Source organism: Aeromicrobium sp. Root236 (assembly GCF_001428805.1).
Taxonomy (GTDB): domain Bacteria; phylum Actinomycetota; class Actinomycetes; order Propionibacteriales; family Nocardioidaceae; genus Aeromicrobium.
Genome location: NZ_LMIS01000001.1, coordinates 3351197 through 3367700 on the forward strand (window position 1 = coordinate 3351197; position 16504 = coordinate 3367700).

Genomic DNA, 16504 nt, shown 5'->3' on the forward strand with positions numbered 1-16504 from the left:
TCCCAGCTACGGCGAAGGCGTCGTCGGCAAGCTCGGCGTGGTCGGGAAGCTGGGCGTCGGGGTGCTCGGTGTCGGGACGGTCGGCGTCACGTCGGACGGCGTGGGCGTCGGAGTGTCGCCGCCTGCCGCATCCTGCGTGACGTAGACGAGGCGGCCGTCCGCCAGGCGGTAGACCGTGCCGACCGGCGTGCCGCGGCCGACGGTCTTGGTGCCGTTGGGCGGCACGTCCTTGACCTCTTCACCCGGCTTGGTCGTGACCTCCCCGAGGGCGGGCTTGACGAGTCCCTTGTCGCTGACCGCACCTTCGAGGCCGAGCGACGACAGAGCAGCGAGCAGGAACGCGACGGCGAGGACGATGCCGATGTCGAACATGTTGACCAGGCCGTCGAGCGGGTCACCGGCGTTGTCGCGCGAGATGCGCGCCCGCGGCGTCACGTGGATCATGACGTCGTCTCCGACAGCGGCGGCAGGTCGGCCTTGGGCGTGAGCGGCGCGGGGTCGCGCAGCGTCGCCGTCGGCGCCGGTCTGGTCGGCACCGGGGTCACGGCCGAGGCACCGGTGCCGTCGTCCGTCAGCACGGCGGCGATGTACTCCAGGTCGGAGAAGTCCTGGCCGTAGAGGCGTTCGCGTACGAGCGACAGCCCGAGCGCCAGCACGCCGATCAGGATGCCGAGCACCGTGATCGAGAACGCGAGCCGCAGGTTGTCGGTCAGCGCGTCGACGTCGCCGCGGGCGAGTCCGTCGAGGGCGGGTGCCAGCGGGATCAACGTGCCCATCAGGCCGAGGGCCGGGCCCACACGGACCAGCAGGCGCGTGCGGGACAGACGGCCCTGGCGGGAGAAGTCGAAGTCGGCGAGCTCTTTGGCGATGCGGGTGTCGGCGCCCGGCTTGCCGACCTCCTTGACGATGACGCTGAACGCGGCGCCCACGGCACTGCTCCACGCGACGGTCTGCAGGAGCGCAGACGCCTCGGTCGTACGGCCGGCGTCGACGGCTTCGCGGGCCGATGCGCCCGAGCGGGACAGGGCGGAGAACGTACGGCGGCGGCGCTTGACGAGCTCGACGATGAACATCCCCGTCTCGACGAGCACCGCGGCCAGGGCCAGGAGGGCCAGGATCACCACCGGCAGCTCCAGCGACTCCGCCACGTGGAAGATGATGTCGTAGATACCGTCGCTCATGCGCGTCTCCTCAGGTGCGCCAGCCTCGTGCTGGCCCATCGTGTCTCGATCTCGGCGCCGAGTCCCAGCAGCAGGATGACGGCGAGGGCGCCGATCACCGCTCCGCTGATCTTGCGGCTGGTGGACAGCTCACTGGCCTTGGTCGGCTGGACCGAGGCCTGCGTGCCGGGGATGCTGTCGCCCTGCTCGGCTCCGGCGCCGGCGAGCACGAAGCCCTCGACCTCCTGGAGACCGTCGTCGACGGGCGTGGTCGGGAGGTCGTTCGTGGGCGGGGTGTCGACCGACGGCGGGTTGTCGACGCTCGGCGGGGTCGGCACGTACGGCGGGATGTAGCCGCCACCGCCGCCTCCGCCGCCGATGCCACCGCCGCCTCCGGTGCCGCCACCGCCTGTGGTCGACGGCGGCTTGGGCGGCTTGCCGACCTTCATCTCGGTCGGGGCGGTGCGGCCGTACGACCCGTTCTCCCCGCGGACCTGGACATAGACCGGATAGGTGCCGACCTTGTCGTAGCGGTGCGTGCGGGCCTTGTCCCTGGAGCCGTACTCGGTGCCGTCGCCGAAGGTCCAGCGATAGCGGGAGATGCGCGTGCCGGGTTCGGGGACGTTCACGGTGAAGGCGTTCTTGGTCTTGGTGTTGACCGTCGTGGCTCCGACGCTGAGCGTGGGTGCGAGGAGCTTGCCGGTGGTGTGGAAGGTCAGGACCAGCCGCCCGCCGGCCCCTGTGACGAAGTAGTCGCTGCGGTTGAGGTCTTCCTCGGTGCGTTGCGGCCGGATGTAGCCGATGCGGTTGCTGGAGAACGCGAAGAGGCTCGGCTCGAGGTCGTCCAGGAAGGGCTGCTTCTCGTCATCACCGGCGCGCAGCTCGTCCTCGGAGAGCACCGACGGGATGCCACGCAGCGGCACCTCGGAGAACGTAGGGGGCTTCGACGGCGGGTTGGTGACGCGCTGGAGCAGCGCACGCAGGGGCAGGGCGGTGGCCGGGCGTGGAGTCGGCTTTGCCGCCTTCTTGGCGCTGCTGCGGGTCCAGTACTCCGGGTTCTGCACGATGCCGGCGCCGCTGGTGAGGTCGGCGACCGTGAAGTAGGAGGTCGAGAGCCGTGTCTCCTTGCCGCCGGTGGTCGACACGACGCGGACCTCGACGCAGGCCTGGCCCTGGGCACAGTCAGTGTCGGCAGCATCGGCGGTCGACGAGGCCACCAGGGGCACGGCGATCATCGAGAGCATCGCCGCGAGTGCAGCACGGCGTCGCCGCCGCGGTGCGGACAGCGAACTGCTCACGGGCTCTCCCTCCAGAGATCGTCGTCGACTATCAAGTATGAAGCGTGAAAGGGTCTCGCGCTGATCCTTGAGGGATTGATCGTACGAACTCCGGGTGACGCGCGGCCGACCGCCCTAGATCCAGCGGTCGAACCACATGCGGTCGTGCCACGAGTCGTACGGGATGATCTTGCCGGTCAGCACGGGGTGGAAGAACCAGAACGACATCACGACGGCGGTGAGGAACAGGCCGCTGAACAGCCCCACGACATAGCGGTGCCGTGGGGTGTGGGCGGCGCGCATCAGCTCGTTGATGACCAGGACGATCGCGATGACCGTGAACGGGATCATGACGACTGCGTAGTAGGAGAAGATCGGCCGCGCCGTGAAGAAGAACCACGGCACCCAGCTGACGAGGACGGCCACGACCGGCACGCCCCAACGCCAGCTCAGCGTCACGAGCCAGGCCACCAGCGACGCCAGCAGGGCCAGGGCGCCGGACCACCAGACGATCGGGTTGCCCATGATCGTCACCTCGCGGACGCACGACCCGCCGACGCCGGGGTTGCAGTCCGTGAGCGGGAAGTTGCCCTTGTAGTCCATGACGACCGGACGCTCCATCACGAGCCAGCCGATCGGGTTCGACTCGTACGGATGAGGCTCGGCGCTGTCGAGCCCAGTCGCGGAGAACTTCCAGTCCATGACGTGGAAGTGCCACAACGAGCGGAACGCGTCGCGGGTCTCACCGAGGAACCCGGGGGTCGGCTTGTCGACATATGCCCCCCAGGGCGGCGACGAGTCTCCATAGCCGTGCCCGAACCTGGCCTCGTACGCGTGATGGTGGATCAGGAACCCGGTCCAGGTCGCGAGGTAGACGACTCCGGCGAGCAGCACGATCGAGGCGAACGCCGGCACGCCGACACGCAGTGTCGTGACGACCCAGCCGTTCGACCGTATGGCCGGGTCATGTCCGAGCTTGCGGGCGAGGACCTCCCAGATCACCGTCATGAGGCCGAACGCGGCCAGCACGAAGATCCCGTTCCACTTCGTGCCGCAGGCCATGCCGAAGCACACGCCGGCGGCGAGCTGCCACGGCCGGAACGCCCGGTAGCGCCAGAGCCGGTCGCGGATCCAGTCGCGGTCGGCGACGAGGCAGGCGACTCCGCAGACCACCCAGAAGGCGAGGAAGACGTCGAGCAGGGCCACCCGCGACATCACGAAGTGCAAGCCGTCGAACGTCAGGAGCAGGCCGGCGAGGCAACCCATGACCGTCGACCCGGTCATGCGTCGGACGAGCCGAGCCAGCACCAGGACCGTCAGGGAGCCGATCACGACAGCGGCGATGCGCCAGCCGAACGCGTCGAGCCCGAAGAGCTTCTCGCCGATCGCGATGATCCACTTGCCGCCGTCGGGGTGCACGATCCACGTCGGCTCGCCGGTCATCAGGTTGCTGGTGTGACCGCTCTGGATCTGCTTGTTGGCGTTCTCGGTGAAGTCCTGGACGTACCCGTGCTGGAGCAGCGACCAGGCGTCCTTGGCGTAGTAGGTCTCGTCGAACATCAGGATGCGCGGCTTGTCGACGTTCCAGACGCGCAGGACGAAGGCGAGGAGTGCGACGGCGATCGGCCCGATCCAGCCCCAGACGCGCTCTGGCCACGACAACGGGGACAGCCTCGCCAGCAACGTCACGCGCCAAGCGTAGGGGAGCACCCTGAGCGGCGGATGACCTGACATGCTGGCGGCATGCTCATCCTCGCGGCGACGCCGATCGGCCAGGTCGCCGACGCCAGCGGCCGGCTCGGCGAGGCGCTGGCGACCGCTGACGTCGTGGCGGCCGAGGACACCCGAAGGCTCAAGCGGCTCGCCTCGGAGCTCGGCATCGAGATCGGCGGCCGGGTGGTGTCCTACTTCGAGGGCAACGAGGAACGCCGCACCCCCGAGCTCGCCGCGATGCTGGCGGACGGCTCGACGGTCGTGCTGGTGACCGATGCGGGCATGCCGAGCGTGTCCGACCCCGGCTACCGGCTCGTCGTCGCGGCGATCGCCGCCGACGTGGCGGTGACGGCGATCCCGGGACCGTCCGCGGTGCTGACCGCCCTCGCGGTGTCAGGCCTGCCGGTCGACCGGTTCTGCTTCGAAGGGTTCCTGCCGCGCAAGGCAGGGGAGCGTACGCGCGCACTGACCGAGCTCGTGGCCGAGCGCCGCACGATGGTGTTCTTCGAGTCGCCGCACCGCACCGAGGCGTCGCTGCGTGCGATGGCCGAGGTGCTCGGCGCCGACCGGCCCGCGGCAGTGTGCCGCGAGCTCACCAAGACGTACGAGGAGGTGGCCCGCGGCGGCCTCGCCGAGCTCGTCGAGTGGGCCGCCGGCCAGGAGCAGGGCGTACGCGGTGAGGTCACGATCGTCGTCGGCGGAGCCGCGCCGGACACCCGGACGTACGGGCCGGACGACCTGCGGGAGCTCGTCGCCGCGCGGCAGGCCGAGGGGCTCAGCCGCAAGGACGCGATCGAGCAGGTCGCGGGCGAGACGGGCGTACGCAAGAAGGACGTCTACGACGCCGCGCACTCGTAGGGCACCGGAAGCCCCGCACTAGGATTGAGGACGTGTCAGATTCCACGTTCTACGTCACCACGCCGATCTTCTACGTCAACGACGCGCCCCACATCGGGCACGGCTACACGACGGTCATGGCCGACATCATCACGCGGTGGCACCGGCAGCGGGGCGAGAGAGTCTGGTACCTGACCGGCACCGACGAGCACGGCCAGAAGGTCCTCCGCAAGGCCGACCAGAACGGCGTGTCCCCCCAGGAATGGGTCGACAAGCTGGTCGAGGAGGAGTGGAAGCCGCTCCTCGAGACGCTCGACATCGCCAACGACGACTACATCCGAACCACCGACCAGCGCCACCTCGACGGCGCCAAGGCGTTCTGGCAGGCGCTGTACGAGCGTGACGCGGTCTACAAGGGCTCGTTCAGCGGCTACTACAGCGTCGGCGCCGAGGAGTTCGTCGGCGATGACGACGTGGCCGACGGTGAGGGTGACGACGAGGGCTTCAAGGTCTCCAAGCTCGACGGCAGCCGGGTCGAGCACATGACGGAAGACAACTACTTCTTCCGGCTCAGCGACTACCAGCAGAAGCTGCTCGACTTCTACGAGGCCAACCCCGACTTCATCCAGCCCGAGTCGGTCCGCAACGAGCTCATCTCGTTCGTCTCGCGCGGCCTGCGCGACCTGTCGATCTCGCGTTCGACGTTCGACTGGGGCATCCAGGTGCCGTGGGACGACAAGCACGTCATGTACGTGTGGATCGAGGCGCTCCTGAACTATGTGACAGCCGCGGGCTACGGCGTCGACGACGAACGTTTCAAGGAGCTGTGGCCGGCCAACATCCACATCGTGGGCAAGGACATCGCGCGCTTCCACGCCGTGATCTGGCCGGCGATGCTGATGGCCGCCGGACAGCCGGTGCCGCACCAGGTGTTCGCGCACGGTTGGATCCTCGTGGGCGGGCAGAAGATGTCCAAGTCCAAGGCCAACGGCATCCGCCCCGACGAGATCGTCGACACGTTCGGCTCCGACGCCTATCGCTACTACTTCGCGCGGGCCTTGACGTTCGGCAGCGACGGGTCGATCTCGTGGGAGGACATGCACGCCCGCTACCACGCCGAGCTCGCCAACGGCTTCGGCAACCTCGCCTCGCGGGTCGCGGCGATGATCGGCAAGTACTTCGACGGTTCGTTGCCCGCTGCCGGCGAGACGACGGCCGCCGAGCAGAAGGTCATCGACCTCGTCGCTGAGGCCGTCGCCGAGGCGGACGCCGCGATCGAGGCCGTGGCGCCGCAGGACGCGCTGTCCGCGGTCTGGCGCATCGTCGACGAGCTCAACGGCTACCTCACCGAGCAGGCGCCGTGGCAGGTCGCCAAGGACGAGTCGGCCGGCGACCGGTTGGCCACGATCCTCGCGACCGCCGCCGAGGGGCTGCGGGTCCTCGCGGTCCTGCTCAACCCGGTCATGCCCAAGGCATCCGCGGTGCTGTGGGACTCGCTCGGCGCGGAGCCGACGCTCGGCGCCCTCGCCGACCAGCGCATCGACGGCGTCGCGGCGTGGAGCCAGCTGCCCGCCGGAGCGACGATAACCAAGCCGGCGTCGCTGTTCCCGCGCATCGAGGCCGCGGCCGAGTGACGGTCACCGAGGGCTGGCCGGAGGCGCCGGAGCCGCTGCCGTCCCCGGTCGTCGACAACCACTGTCACCTCGACCACCGGGCGTACGCCAAAGGGGTCGAAGGTGGGCTGCTGATCCCGGTCGACGAGGCGCTCGACCGGGCGGCCGCCGTCGGTGTGACTCGCATCGTGCAGGTCGGCTGCGACCTCGAGGGGTCGCGATGGGCCGTCGAGACTGCCACGGCGTACGACTCCGTGGTCGCCGCCGTCGCGCTGCACCCCAACGAGGCGCCCAAGCATGCCGAGCAGGGTGACCTCGACGAGGCGCTCGCCGAGATCAACGCGCTGGCCCAGTCGCCGCACGTGCGGGCGGTGGGTGAGACGGGTCTCGACTACTTCCGCACCGGTGAGGGCGGCCGCGAGGCGCAGCACGTGTCGTTCCGTGAGCACATCCGCATGGCCAAGCGGCACGACAAGACACTGGTGATCCACGACCGCGACGCGCACGACGACGTGCTCGCGGTGCTCGACGACGAGGGCATCCCCGAACGTACGGTCATGCACTGCTTCTCCGGCGATGCGGCGTTCGCGCGGGAGTGCCTCGACCGCGGGGCCTACCTGTCGTTCGCCGGCACGGTCACCTTCAAGAACGCTGAGAACCTCCGCGAAGCGCTCCGGATCGCGCCGCCGGACCGTATCCTTGTCGAGACCGATGCGCCTTTCCTCACACCGACACCGCACCGCGGAAGCCCGAACGCTTCGTTCCTGATTCCGCTCACGGTTCGGTTCATGGCTGGGATTGCAGGCAAAACGGTCGAGGAAATGTGTCGGGACATCGATGCGAACACGGTTTCTGCATTCGGTGGTGACTGGCCTCACAGAATTTGACCCAGGAAGGGGCATCCGTATGGTTGAAAGTCGGCCCCGTCACCGACTGTCAAGGAATTCTGTGCAGCCAGAGTCAACCGCCCGACGCACGTCCACCCACGGAAAGCGTCGTCATCGCAAGTCTTTCCCGCTTCTCGCCCTCAACCTCGCGATCGTTCTCGTCGTCGCGGGAGGCACCGCCGCCTACGGCGCCCTGAGCCACACGGTCACCCTGACCGTCGACGGCAAGAGCGACAAGATCCGCACCTTCAGCGACAACGTCGCCGATGTCCTCAAGTCCAAGGACATCACCCTGCGGCCCTCCGACCGGCTGAGCAAGCCGAAGTCGGACTCGATCTCCGACGGTGACACGATCACCGTCTCGTACGCCAAGCCCATCACCCTCGCGGTCGACGGCACCGTCACCGAGCACACGGTCTACGACCGCACCGTCGGTGACGCGTTCAACACCCTTGGCGTGGAGCCGAAGTCGGGCTCCTACCTCTCGGCCAAGACCTCGAGCGTCATCCCCCGCAAGGGCGCGCAGATCGTCGTGAGCAGCACCAAGTCGCTCACCGTCATCGCCGACCACAAGAAGAAGACCATCACCTCGAACGCGCCGACCGTTGCCGCCGTGCTCAAGAAGGTCGACGTCAGCCTGGACTCCGACGACGAGGTCAAGCCCGGCAAGGACGCCTTCGTCAAGCCGGACGCGCAGCTTCGCGTCGTGCGGATCAAGAAGGTCACCAAGACCGAGACCGTCCCGGTCAGCTTCAAGACGACGGTCCGCGAGGATCCCGAGTCGTCGGTCGGCGAGGAGAACGTCGTCCAGCCCGGCAAGAAGGGCAAGGCGAGCGAGAAGGTCACGCTGATCTACGCCGACGGCAAGCTGCGCGAGCGGATCGTCCTGGTCTCGCGCTCGCTGGCCGAGCCGCGGCCGCAGATCGTCGAGCGGGGCACCAGCACGACCCCGTCCGACAGCGTCTGGGACAAGATCGCCCAGTGCGAGTCCGGTGGCAACTGGCACATCAACACCGGCAACGGCTACTACGGCGGGCTCCAGTTCAGCGCCGCCACGTGGCACAGCGTCGGCGGCACGGGTCTGCCGAGCGACCACAGCCGCGAAGAGCAGATCAAGCGCGCCAAGATCCTCCAGGCCCGGTCCGGCTGGGGCCAGTGGGGCTGTGCCGGGGCGAGGTTCAACTGACGCCACCTCGGCTGCTCGGGCCTGCTGACGTCCGACGCCTGGCCGAGCTCTGCGGCATCCGCCCGACCAAGCAACGCGGGCAGAACTTCGTCATCGACGCCAACACCGTCCGGCGCATCGTGCGTACGTCCGGGGTCGGCGTCGATGACGTCGTCGTGGAGATCGGTCCCGGCCTCGGCTCGCTGACGCTCGGACTGCTCGAGGTGGCCGCGCACGTCACGGCCGTCGAGCTCGACGAGGTGCTGGCGGCGCAGCTGCCGGGCACGATCGCCGAGTACGCCCCTGACCAGGCGACTCACTTCGACCTCGTCACGGCCGACGCGATGCAGGTCACCGAGTTGCCCGGGCCGACGCCCACGGCGCTCGTGGCCAACCTGCCCTACAACGTGTCGGTGCCGGTCCTGCTGACGTTCTTCGAGCGGTTCCCGACGATCTTGACCGGCCTGGTCATGGTGCAGGCAGAGGTCGCGCACCGGCTCGCGGCTGGTCCGGGCTCCAAGACGTACGGGGTGCCGAGCGTCAAGGCCGCCTGGTACGCCGAGCTGAGGCTTGCCGGGTCGATCGGGCGCAACGTGTTCTGGCCGATGCCCAACGTCGAGTCGGCGCTGGTCGCGTGGACCCGCCGGGAGCCACCGGGCGACGAGGCGCAGCGCCTGCGGACGTTCGCGGTGGTCGACGCCGCGTTCGCGCAGCGCCGCAAGACCATGCGCGCCGCGCTGTCGGAGCTTGCCGGCTCGGGCCCCGCGGCCGAGGAAGCCCTCGTCGCGGCGGGGATCTCGCCGCAGGCGCGGGGCGAGCAGCTGGGCGTCGAGGAGTTCTTCCGCCTCGGCCAGTTCCTCACCCCAGTCTGAGCGGGATGTAACGCCCGTGAAATCACGGTGCCAGTCATCTTCACATCTGTGCACTACCGTTTCGTGATGTGAGGATTGACGAGCGGATCGCCGAGAAGTACGCCGACCTGTCGCCGCAGGAACGGCGGGCCGCTGACGTGCTGCTCGTCCACCTCGACGACCTCGCGATCTATCGCGCCGCCGAGCTGGCCGAGCTCGCCGGGGTCTCCAAGGCGACGATGAGCCGGTTGTTCCGGCACCTGGGCTTCGACGACTTCACCGAGGTGCGCGACCACCTGCGTACGCTCCGGAGCCACGGCGTCCCGGTCAATCTCGAGGGTGCGCCCAGCCTCGCAGCGCACCTCGAGCAGGAGACCGGCAACCTGCAGAAGGCATTGGCGGGGCTGGAGGACGGCGGCCTCGAGACCGCCGCGAAGCTCGTGCACGACGCCCAACGCGTCGTGGTCGTCGGGCTGCGGTCCGGCTATCCCGTCGCCCTGCACCTGCGCCAGTCGCTGGGCCAGGCCCGCTTCGGTGTCACGCTCGCCCCGCAGCCCGGGCAGGCGCTGTCCGACGAGCTCATCGGCCTGGGCCCCAAGGACGCCGCTGTCGTGGTCTCGTTCCGGCGCCGGCCCGACAACGTCGACGGGCTGCTGGAGATCCTCCAGAAGGCCGGTGTGCCCACGATCCTGCTCGCCGACCCGTCAGCCCGTACGCTCGCGGCTCGCGCCGACGTGTGGCTGGAGTGTCCGCTGGCGACCGATCTCGCGTTCGACAGCTACGCCGTGGCCATGAGCGTCGCCGCGGTGCTGGCCGACCGGGTCCTCGACCTCGCCGGGAAGGCCGGCGTGCAGCGCACCACGATGATCGACGCGTCCTACCGGTCGTTGCGCGAGATCGAGAACCGCTGATGACCACCGACGAGGCCTGGCTCGCCCGCGCCATCCAGCTCGCCGTCGACAACGTCGCCGAGGGCGGCGGGCCGTTCGGGGCCGTCGTGGTCAAGGACGGCGAGATCGTCGCCACCGGACAGAACCGAGTGACCCGCGACCTCGATCCGACGGCCCACGCGGAGGTGCAGGCGATCCGCCATGCCTGCCGCGCCCACAGCAGACTTCTCCCTGGCCGGCATGACGCTCTACACGTCCTGCGAGCCATGCCCGCTGTGCGTGTCGGCCGCGCTGTGGGCGCGCCTCGACCGGGTGGTCTATGCCGCCGACCGTAACGACGCGGCTCGCGGCGGGTTCGACGACCGCGAGTTCTACGAGCTGTTCGGACGGGACCGGGCGACCTGGCCGACGCTGATCGAGGAGAAGCGGCCCGACGATGCCCCGGCTCCGTTCGAGGCGTGGCTCGCCAACAGCAGCCGCACGGCGTACTGACTCCTGCGATCTGGATGGCCTGATCGAGCCATGGCGGTGTGGCGACCGGCGTCCTAGCGTGCCCTTGAGGGCACGACTGCAAAGGAGCAGGTCATGGCATTCATCCAGATCATCGAGGGCCGCACGAGCCACTTCGACGAGATGAAGGCGCTCACCGAGGAGTTCGAGGGGCAGGACCTCGGTGGGCACACACTGCGGCGCTCGATCCGGACCCGCGATCGCGACGACCCGAGCCGATTCATGGTCATCGTCTTCTTCGACTCGTACGAGTCGGCGATGGAGAACTCCAACCTGCCGGAGACCAACGAGTTCTCGCAGAAGATGATGGCGCTCGTCGACGGGCCACCGACGTTCCACAACCTCGACGTCGTCGAGGACAAGACGTTCTAGGCGAGTTCGCCCCGCCGCCGGTCGCCGACCCGGCGGGCCACTAGGTTGGGCTGGTGAGCACCGCCACCGTCCGCGTCCCCGCCAAGATCAACCTGTGCCTCGGTGTCGGCCCGGTCCGTGAGGACGGCTACCACCCGCTGGCCACGGTCTACCAGGCCGTCGACCTGCACGACGAGGTACGGGCGACCGCCCGCGACGACGACCAGATCACCGTCGCGGTGCACAGCGAGCTCGACGTGCGGTCCGAGTCGGTGCTGGTGCCGGAGGACGACGACAACCTCGCGGTCAAGGCTGCGCGCCTGCTGCGCGAGACCACCGGCGTCGTGAACGGCGTCGACCTCGCGATCCGCAAGGTCATCCCGGTCGCGGGTGGCATGGCCGGCGGCTCGGCCGATGCCGCCGCGGCGCTCGTCGCCTGCAACGACGTGTGGGCGACCGGTCTGACCCGGTCCGAGCTCGAGGAGATCGCCGCCCAGCTCGGCAGCGACGTCCCGTTCCTGTTGCACGGCGGCAACGCGGTCGGCGGTGGACGCGGCGAGACCATCAGCCCGGTGCTGGCGCGTGGGTCGTACCACTGGGTGTTCGCCATGGCGCACGAAGGACTGTCGACCAAGGCGGTCTACGCCGAGTTCGACCGGCTCAACGACGGCTCACGCGTACCGGATCCGGTGGTGCCCGATGCGCTGCTCGCCGCGCTGCGCGCCGGTGACGCCGAAGCGCTCGGCGACGCGCTCTCCAACGACCTGACCGAGGCCGCCCTGTCGCTGCGGCCGGAGCTGCAGGACACCCTCGAGATCGGCATCGAGGCCGGGGCCCTGGGCGCGATCCTGTCGGGATCCGGTCCGACGGCACTGTTCCTCGCCTCCGACGAGCAGCACAGCCTCGACATCGCATTCGCCCTCAGCAGCGCCGCCGGGTGCGCCGACGTCGTCCAGTCACGTGGCCCCGTCCCCGGAGCCCGCAGCACGAGCTGACTCCCGCGATTTGTGAGGTTGGAGGCGTCTCGGACGCCCCGAAGCGCCTTCACGTCCACAAATCGCGGGGTCGGGGATCAGCCTTCGACGAGCTCGGTGAGCTCGAGCCAGCGGTGCTCGTGCTCCTCGACCTGCTTCTCGAGCTCGGCGACGGCCTTGACCATGCCGGCCAGACCGGCGGCGTCGGTCGGATCGTGCTGCGCCATCTCGACGTGCAACGCGTCGATGCGGGCCGACAGCTTCTCCATCTTGCGGTCGATCGAGCCGATCTCCTTCTTGGTGTTGCGGAGCTCGGCGCTCGACAGCTTGGGCGTGCTCGCCGTGTGCCCGGCCGTCGAGGGGTTCGACGCGGCGGGGGAGTCCTGCTCCTTGCGGAGGCGGAGGTACTGGTCGACGCCTCCGGGCAGGTGCCGGAAGTGGCCGTCGAGGATCGCGTACTGCTGATCGGTGATCCGCTCCAGCAGGTAGCGGTCGTGCGAGACGACCAGCAACGTGCCGGGCCACGAGTCGAGCAGGTCCTCCATCGCCGCGAGCATGTCGGTGTCGAGGTCGTTGGTCGGCTCGTCGAGCACGAGGACGTTGGGCTCGTCGAGCAGGATCAGCAGCAGCTGAAGGCGTCGCTTCTGCCCGCCCGACAGGTCCCGGACGGGCGTGGCCATCTGCTCGTTGGAGAAGCCGAGTCGTTCGAGCAGCTGCGACGGCGTCATCTCCTTGCCGCCTGACACGTACGCGGTGCGCTGGCGCCCCACGACGTCGCTGACCCGGTCGGAGCCGACGTCCTTGAGCTCGTCGAGCTCCTGGGTCAGGGTGACGACCTTGACGGTCTTGCCGCGCTTCACCCGCCCCGAGGTCGGCTGCACAGCACCCGTGACCAAGCCCAGGAGCGTGGACTTGCCGGCACCGTTGGCACCGAGGATGCCCGTACGTTCACCGGGTCCCACGCGCCACTCGACGTGCTTGAGCACCTCGTGGTCGTACGACACCGACACGTCGAGGATGTCGACGACGTCCTTGCCGAGCCGTGAGGTCGCCATCTGCTTGAGCACGATGGGGTCGCGCGGCGGCGGCTCGTTGGCGATCAGCTCGTTGGCGGCATCGATGCGGAACTTCGGCTTCGACGTACGCGCGGGGGCTCCGCGACGCAGCCAGGCCAGCTCCTTGCGCATGAGGTTCTGCCGCTTCGACTCGGTCGCCGAGGCGTGCCGGTCGCGCTCGACGCGCTGCAGGATGTAGGCCGCGTATCCGCCCTCGAAGGGCTCGACGATGCCGTCGTGGACCTCCCAGGTGGCGTTGCAGACCTCGTCGAGGAACCACCGGTCGTGCGTCACGACCAGCAGCCCGCCGGCGTTCGAGGACCACCGGGTCTTGAGGTGGTCGGCGAGCCAGGTGATGCCCTCGACGTCGAGGTGGTTGGTCGGCTCGTCGAGGAACAACACGTCGTCGTCGCCCACGAGCAGGGCCGCGAGCGCCACCCGCCGCCGCTGCCCACCGCTGAGGTTGCCGACCGTGGCGTCCCACGGGATGTCCGAGACGAGCCCGGCGATGACGTCGCGGATCTTCGCGTCGCCGGCCCACTCGTAGTCGGGCTTGTCGCCGACGATCGCGTGGCCGACGGTCTGCGTCTGGTCGAGGGTGTCGGTCTGGTCGAGCATGCCGATGTGCACGCCGCCGCGGGTCGTCACGCGGCCCGAGTCGGGCTGCATGCGACCGGCGAGGATGCGCAGGAGCGTCGACTTGCCGTCGCCGTTGCGGCCGACGATGCCGATCCGGTCGCCCTCGTCGATGCCGATCGTCACGGACTCGAAGACGGTCTTGGTCGGGAAGTCGAGCGCGATGGACTCGACGCCGAGGAGATGTGCCACCGAAGAAGTCTAGGCGGCGCAGCGCGGCCGCTCGACCACGCTCTGCGGCCACGGACGTACGTACAAGCTGGTTCTTCCGGGCCATGTCCCTCGGCCGGGTCGTAGGCGCACGATTGTGGGTGACTCATTCACGGAAGGAGAACTCCGATGGCACTGTTCATGGATGTTCACAACAAGGTGGAAGGACTCACCGCTGACGCCGTCGCCGGCGCCCACGCCAAGGACCTCGAGATCCAGGGCCAGTACGGCGTCGACTACAAGCAGTACTGGTTCGACGAGGATTCCGGCAAGGTTTTCTGTCTCGTGGACGCACCCGACGCCGAGTCGGCCGAGCGCGTGCACCGCGAGGCGCACGGACTGCTTGCCGATCAGCTGATCCCAGTCCAGGAAGGCGTCGTCCCCGGTCACTGACGCCACAGAACCACGGCACCGAAGGTCGCGTCGGACCCTCGGCGGTGGTGTGCGCTCAGCGGTCGAAGGGTAGCGAGAGCGTGCGCAGCGCACCGGCCAATGCCGTGGCCTCGTCCGCGGACAATCCGGCGAGGAGCTCCTGCTCGTGGCCGAGCAGCGCGTCGAGGGCTCCGTCGACGGCGTTCTTGCCCGGCGTCGTGAGCCTGACCTGTACGCCTCGGCGGTCGGCAGGATCCGGGAGCCGTTCGACCAGGCCCTTGCGGACGAGCCGGTCGACGCGATTGGTCATGGTGCCGCTGGTCACGAGCGTCTCCTGGACGAGCTGGCCCGGCGAGAGCTGATAGGGCTCGCCGGAGCGGCGCAGCGCCGAGAGCACGTCGAACTCCGACGGCTCGAGGTCGTGGTCGGCGAACGCCTGCTTGCGGGCGCGGTCGAGATGGAGCGCGAGCCGGGTGACCCGGCTGAGGATGTGCATGGGGGAGACGTCCATGTCGGGACGCTCCCGCTGCCACGCTGCGATCAGCCGATCGACGTCGTCTTCCACGAGTCCATCCTAGTTCGTCAAGATTCTTGATGTAGAGATTGTTGATCGTGACTACGCTCTCGGCATGACTCCTGCCGAGGCTGTGGCCGCCGGACCGACGCGACAGGGCGAGCTCCTCGCCGCCGGCAAGCTCACCTCGCGACAGCTCACGCAGGCGACCCTCGACGCGATCGAACGGGAGAACCCGGCGATCAACGCCGCCGTCGCGGTGTACGCCGACGAGGCGCTCGCCGCCGCGGACGAGGCGGATCGCCGCCGTGCGGCAGGTGAGAGCGGGCCGCTGCTGGGCGTGCCGATCGCGGTCAAGGACGACCTCGACATCGGCGGCACGGTCACCGGTAAGGGCAGCAAGGCGATGGTGGCGCCGGCGAGCCAGGACGCCGAGCTCGTCGCCGCGCTCAAGGCCGCGGGCATGGTCGTCGTGGCCAAGTCGGCGCTGCCGGAGCTCGCGATCTTCGGGTTCACCGAGTCCGCCGCGCACGGCATCACGCGCAACCCGCTCAACCTCGGCCACACGTCGGGCGGCTCATCGGGCGGCTCGGCTGCGCTGGTCGCCGCCGGTGCCGTCGGCATCGCGACCGCCTCGGACGGCGCCGGGTCGATCCGCATCCCGGCCGCGTGCTGCGGGCTCGTCGGGTTCAAGCCGACGCAGGGCACCGTGCCGAGCTCGGGCGGCTGGCACGACCTGTCGACGCAGGGCTGCCTGGCCGCGAGGGTGGCCGACAGTGCCCTGTTCCTCGACGCGTTCGGCACGTTCGACACCTCGCTCGTCGACGCCGCAGCCCAGGATCCGGCGCCCCTGCGCATCGGCCTGTCGTTCAGCGCCGCTGCGGCGACCAAGGCGCAGCCGCTGGACCCGCGCGTACGAGCAGCGATGGAGCGTACGGCGGAGCAGCTCCGCGCGACCGGTCACACGGTGACCGAGGTCAAGATCCCCTACCCGCTCGGCTCCAAGGCGCTGACCGTCCGCTATCTCGCGGGCATCCGCGACGGCGCCGACGGCACCGACGACCCGGGCCGGCTCGAGAAACGTACGAGGGGCATCGCGCGCCTGGGCCGCCCGTTCGGCCGCCGGTCGGTCGAGTGGGCCAAGCGGCAGGGCCGTTCGTGGGGCGACGCGGTGCACCGCGACCTCGGCGTGGACGTCCTGCTGACCCCGGTCATGTCGGGCCCCGCGGTCGAGGTGGAGCACTGGCGCGGCAAGGGCCCGCTCGCGACGGTGCTCTCGATGAACGTCTTCTATCCCTACACCGCGCAGTGGAACCACGCCGGTGTCCCTGCGGTCTCGATGCCCGTAGGCGCGACGGACGAGCGGCTGCCGCTCGCGGTGCAGCTCATCGCGGCGCGCGGCCAGGACGCGCAGCTGATGTCGCTCGCCGGCCAGCTGGAGCGGCTCAACGCTTGACGTCAAGTATCTTGACATCAAGATATATGGGTC

The 16504-nt window shown here is 69.3% G+C and carries 17 protein-coding genes and 1 pseudogene; 12 read left to right on the forward strand and 6 right to left on the reverse strand.

Going from position 1 to position 16504, the window contains the following annotated elements; genetic code table 11:
• Nucleotides 1-6 precede the first annotated feature (6 nt).
• From ASE12_RS16850 to ASE12_RS16865, 4 genes are all read right to left on the reverse strand, one after another.
• On the reverse strand, nucleotides 7-444 hold the full coding sequence (locus ASE12_RS16850; protein ID WP_082582353.1) for a DUF2149 domain-containing protein: 438 nt from the start codon (nucleotides 442-444) through the stop codon (nucleotides 7-9).
• Nucleotides 441-1181: a MotA/TolQ/ExbB proton channel family protein gene (locus ASE12_RS16855; RefSeq protein WP_162255513.1), complete on the reverse strand. Its 741-nt coding sequence runs from the start codon at nucleotides 1179-1181 to the stop codon at nucleotides 441-443. Before ASE12_RS16855 ends, ASE12_RS16850 begins: the two co-directional genes overlap by 4 nt.
• Nucleotides 1178-2458, reverse strand: coding sequence for a PKD domain-containing protein (locus ASE12_RS16860; RefSeq protein ID WP_157413030.1), 1281 nt, complete (start codon nucleotides 2456-2458; stop codon nucleotides 1178-1180). Before ASE12_RS16860 ends, ASE12_RS16855 begins: the two co-directional genes overlap by 4 nt.
• 114 nt (nucleotides 2459-2572) lie before the next feature.
• The gene (locus ASE12_RS16865; RefSeq protein WP_162255514.1) at nucleotides 2573-4126 is read right to left on the reverse strand and encodes a dolichyl-phosphate-mannose--protein mannosyltransferase; all 1554 of its coding nucleotides are present in this window, start codon (nucleotides 4124-4126) and stop codon (nucleotides 2573-2575) included.
• Nucleotides 4127-4180: 54 nt separating this feature from the next.
• Here ASE12_RS16865 and rsmI point away from each other — a divergent pair, with 54 nt between their 5' ends.
• The 10 genes and pseudogenes from rsmI (at nucleotide 4181) to ASE12_RS16910 (ending at nucleotide 12249) form a co-directional block, all read left to right on the forward strand.
• A complete protein-coding gene (rsmI, locus tag ASE12_RS16870) occupies nucleotides 4181-5008 on the forward strand; it encodes a 16S rRNA (cytidine(1402)-2'-O)-methyltransferase (protein WP_056403218.1) in 828 nt (275 codons plus the stop codon).
• 32 nt (nucleotides 5009-5040) lie between these two features.
• A complete protein-coding gene (gene metG / locus ASE12_RS16875; protein WP_056403220.1) occupies nucleotides 5041-6621 on the forward strand; it encodes a methionine--tRNA ligase in 1581 nt (526 codons plus the stop codon).
• Nucleotides 6618-7487 carry a TatD family hydrolase gene (locus ASE12_RS16880; RefSeq protein WP_056403223.1) on the forward strand — a complete coding sequence of 290 codons (870 nt, stop codon included), beginning with the start codon at nucleotides 6618-6620 and terminating at the stop codon, nucleotides 7485-7487. The genes metG and ASE12_RS16880 overlap by 4 nt, the downstream gene beginning before the upstream one ends.
• A 61-nt stretch (nucleotides 7488-7548) precedes the next feature.
• Entirely contained in the window at nucleotides 7549-8673 is a 1125-nt protein-coding gene (locus ASE12_RS16885) for a resuscitation-promoting factor (protein ID WP_056403229.1), read from the forward strand.
• Entirely contained in the window at nucleotides 8643-9524 is an 882-nt protein-coding gene (gene rsmA, locus ASE12_RS16890) for a 16S rRNA (adenine(1518)-N(6)/adenine(1519)-N(6))-dimethyltransferase RsmA (RefSeq protein WP_235508936.1), read from the forward strand. Before ASE12_RS16885 ends, rsmA begins: the two co-directional genes overlap by 31 nt.
• Nucleotides 9525-9592: 68 nt before the next feature.
• A complete protein-coding gene (locus ASE12_RS16895; protein ID WP_056403233.1) occupies nucleotides 9593-10414 on the forward strand; it encodes a MurR/RpiR family transcriptional regulator in 822 nt (273 codons plus the stop codon).
• Nucleotides 10414-10557: pseudogene (locus ASE12_RS20685) on the forward strand (nucleoside deaminase); the annotation flags it as partial. The gene ASE12_RS16895 and the pseudogene ASE12_RS20685, both read left to right, overlap by 1 nt.
• 37 nt (nucleotides 10558-10594) lie before the next feature.
• On the forward strand, nucleotides 10595-10885 hold the full coding sequence (locus tag ASE12_RS20690) for a hypothetical protein (RefSeq protein ID WP_255355472.1): 291 nt from the start codon (nucleotides 10595-10597) through the stop codon (nucleotides 10883-10885).
• 93 nt (nucleotides 10886-10978) lie between these two features.
• Nucleotides 10979-11275, forward strand: a complete 297-nt coding sequence (locus ASE12_RS16905) for a hypothetical protein (protein WP_056403236.1) — start codon at nucleotides 10979-10981, stop codon at nucleotides 11273-11275.
• A 53-nt stretch (nucleotides 11276-11328) separates the two neighbouring features.
• Nucleotides 11329-12249: a 4-(cytidine 5'-diphospho)-2-C-methyl-D-erythritol kinase gene (locus ASE12_RS16910; protein WP_056403239.1), complete on the forward strand. Its 921-nt coding sequence runs from the start codon at nucleotides 11329-11331 to the stop codon at nucleotides 12247-12249.
• Between the two features lie 77 nt (nucleotides 12250-12326).
• On the opposite strand, the gene ASE12_RS16915 is transcribed toward ASE12_RS16910, so the two are convergent.
• A complete protein-coding gene (locus ASE12_RS16915; RefSeq protein WP_056403242.1) occupies nucleotides 12327-14111 on the reverse strand; it encodes an ABC-F family ATP-binding cassette domain-containing protein in 1785 nt (594 codons plus the stop codon).
• Nucleotides 14112-14258: 147 nt separating this feature from the next.
• Between ASE12_RS16915 and ASE12_RS16920 the strand changes: the two genes are divergently transcribed.
• Nucleotides 14259-14522, forward strand: a complete 264-nt coding sequence (locus ASE12_RS16920) for a DUF4242 domain-containing protein (RefSeq protein ID WP_157413033.1) — start codon at nucleotides 14259-14261, stop codon at nucleotides 14520-14522.
• Nucleotides 14523-14577: 55 nt separating this feature from the next.
• Here ASE12_RS16920 and ASE12_RS16925 read toward each other — a convergent pair whose 3' ends face one another.
• Nucleotides 14578-15066: a MarR family winged helix-turn-helix transcriptional regulator gene (locus ASE12_RS16925; protein WP_056403245.1), complete on the reverse strand. Its 489-nt coding sequence runs from the start codon at nucleotides 15064-15066 to the stop codon at nucleotides 14578-14580.
• 64 nt (nucleotides 15067-15130) lie between these two features.
• Here ASE12_RS16925 and ASE12_RS16930 point away from each other — a divergent pair, with 64 nt between their 5' ends.
• Nucleotides 15131-16471, forward strand: coding sequence for an amidase (locus ASE12_RS16930; RefSeq protein ID WP_056403248.1), 1341 nt, complete (start codon nucleotides 15131-15133; stop codon nucleotides 16469-16471).
• Nucleotides 16472-16504 lie beyond the last annotated feature (33 nt).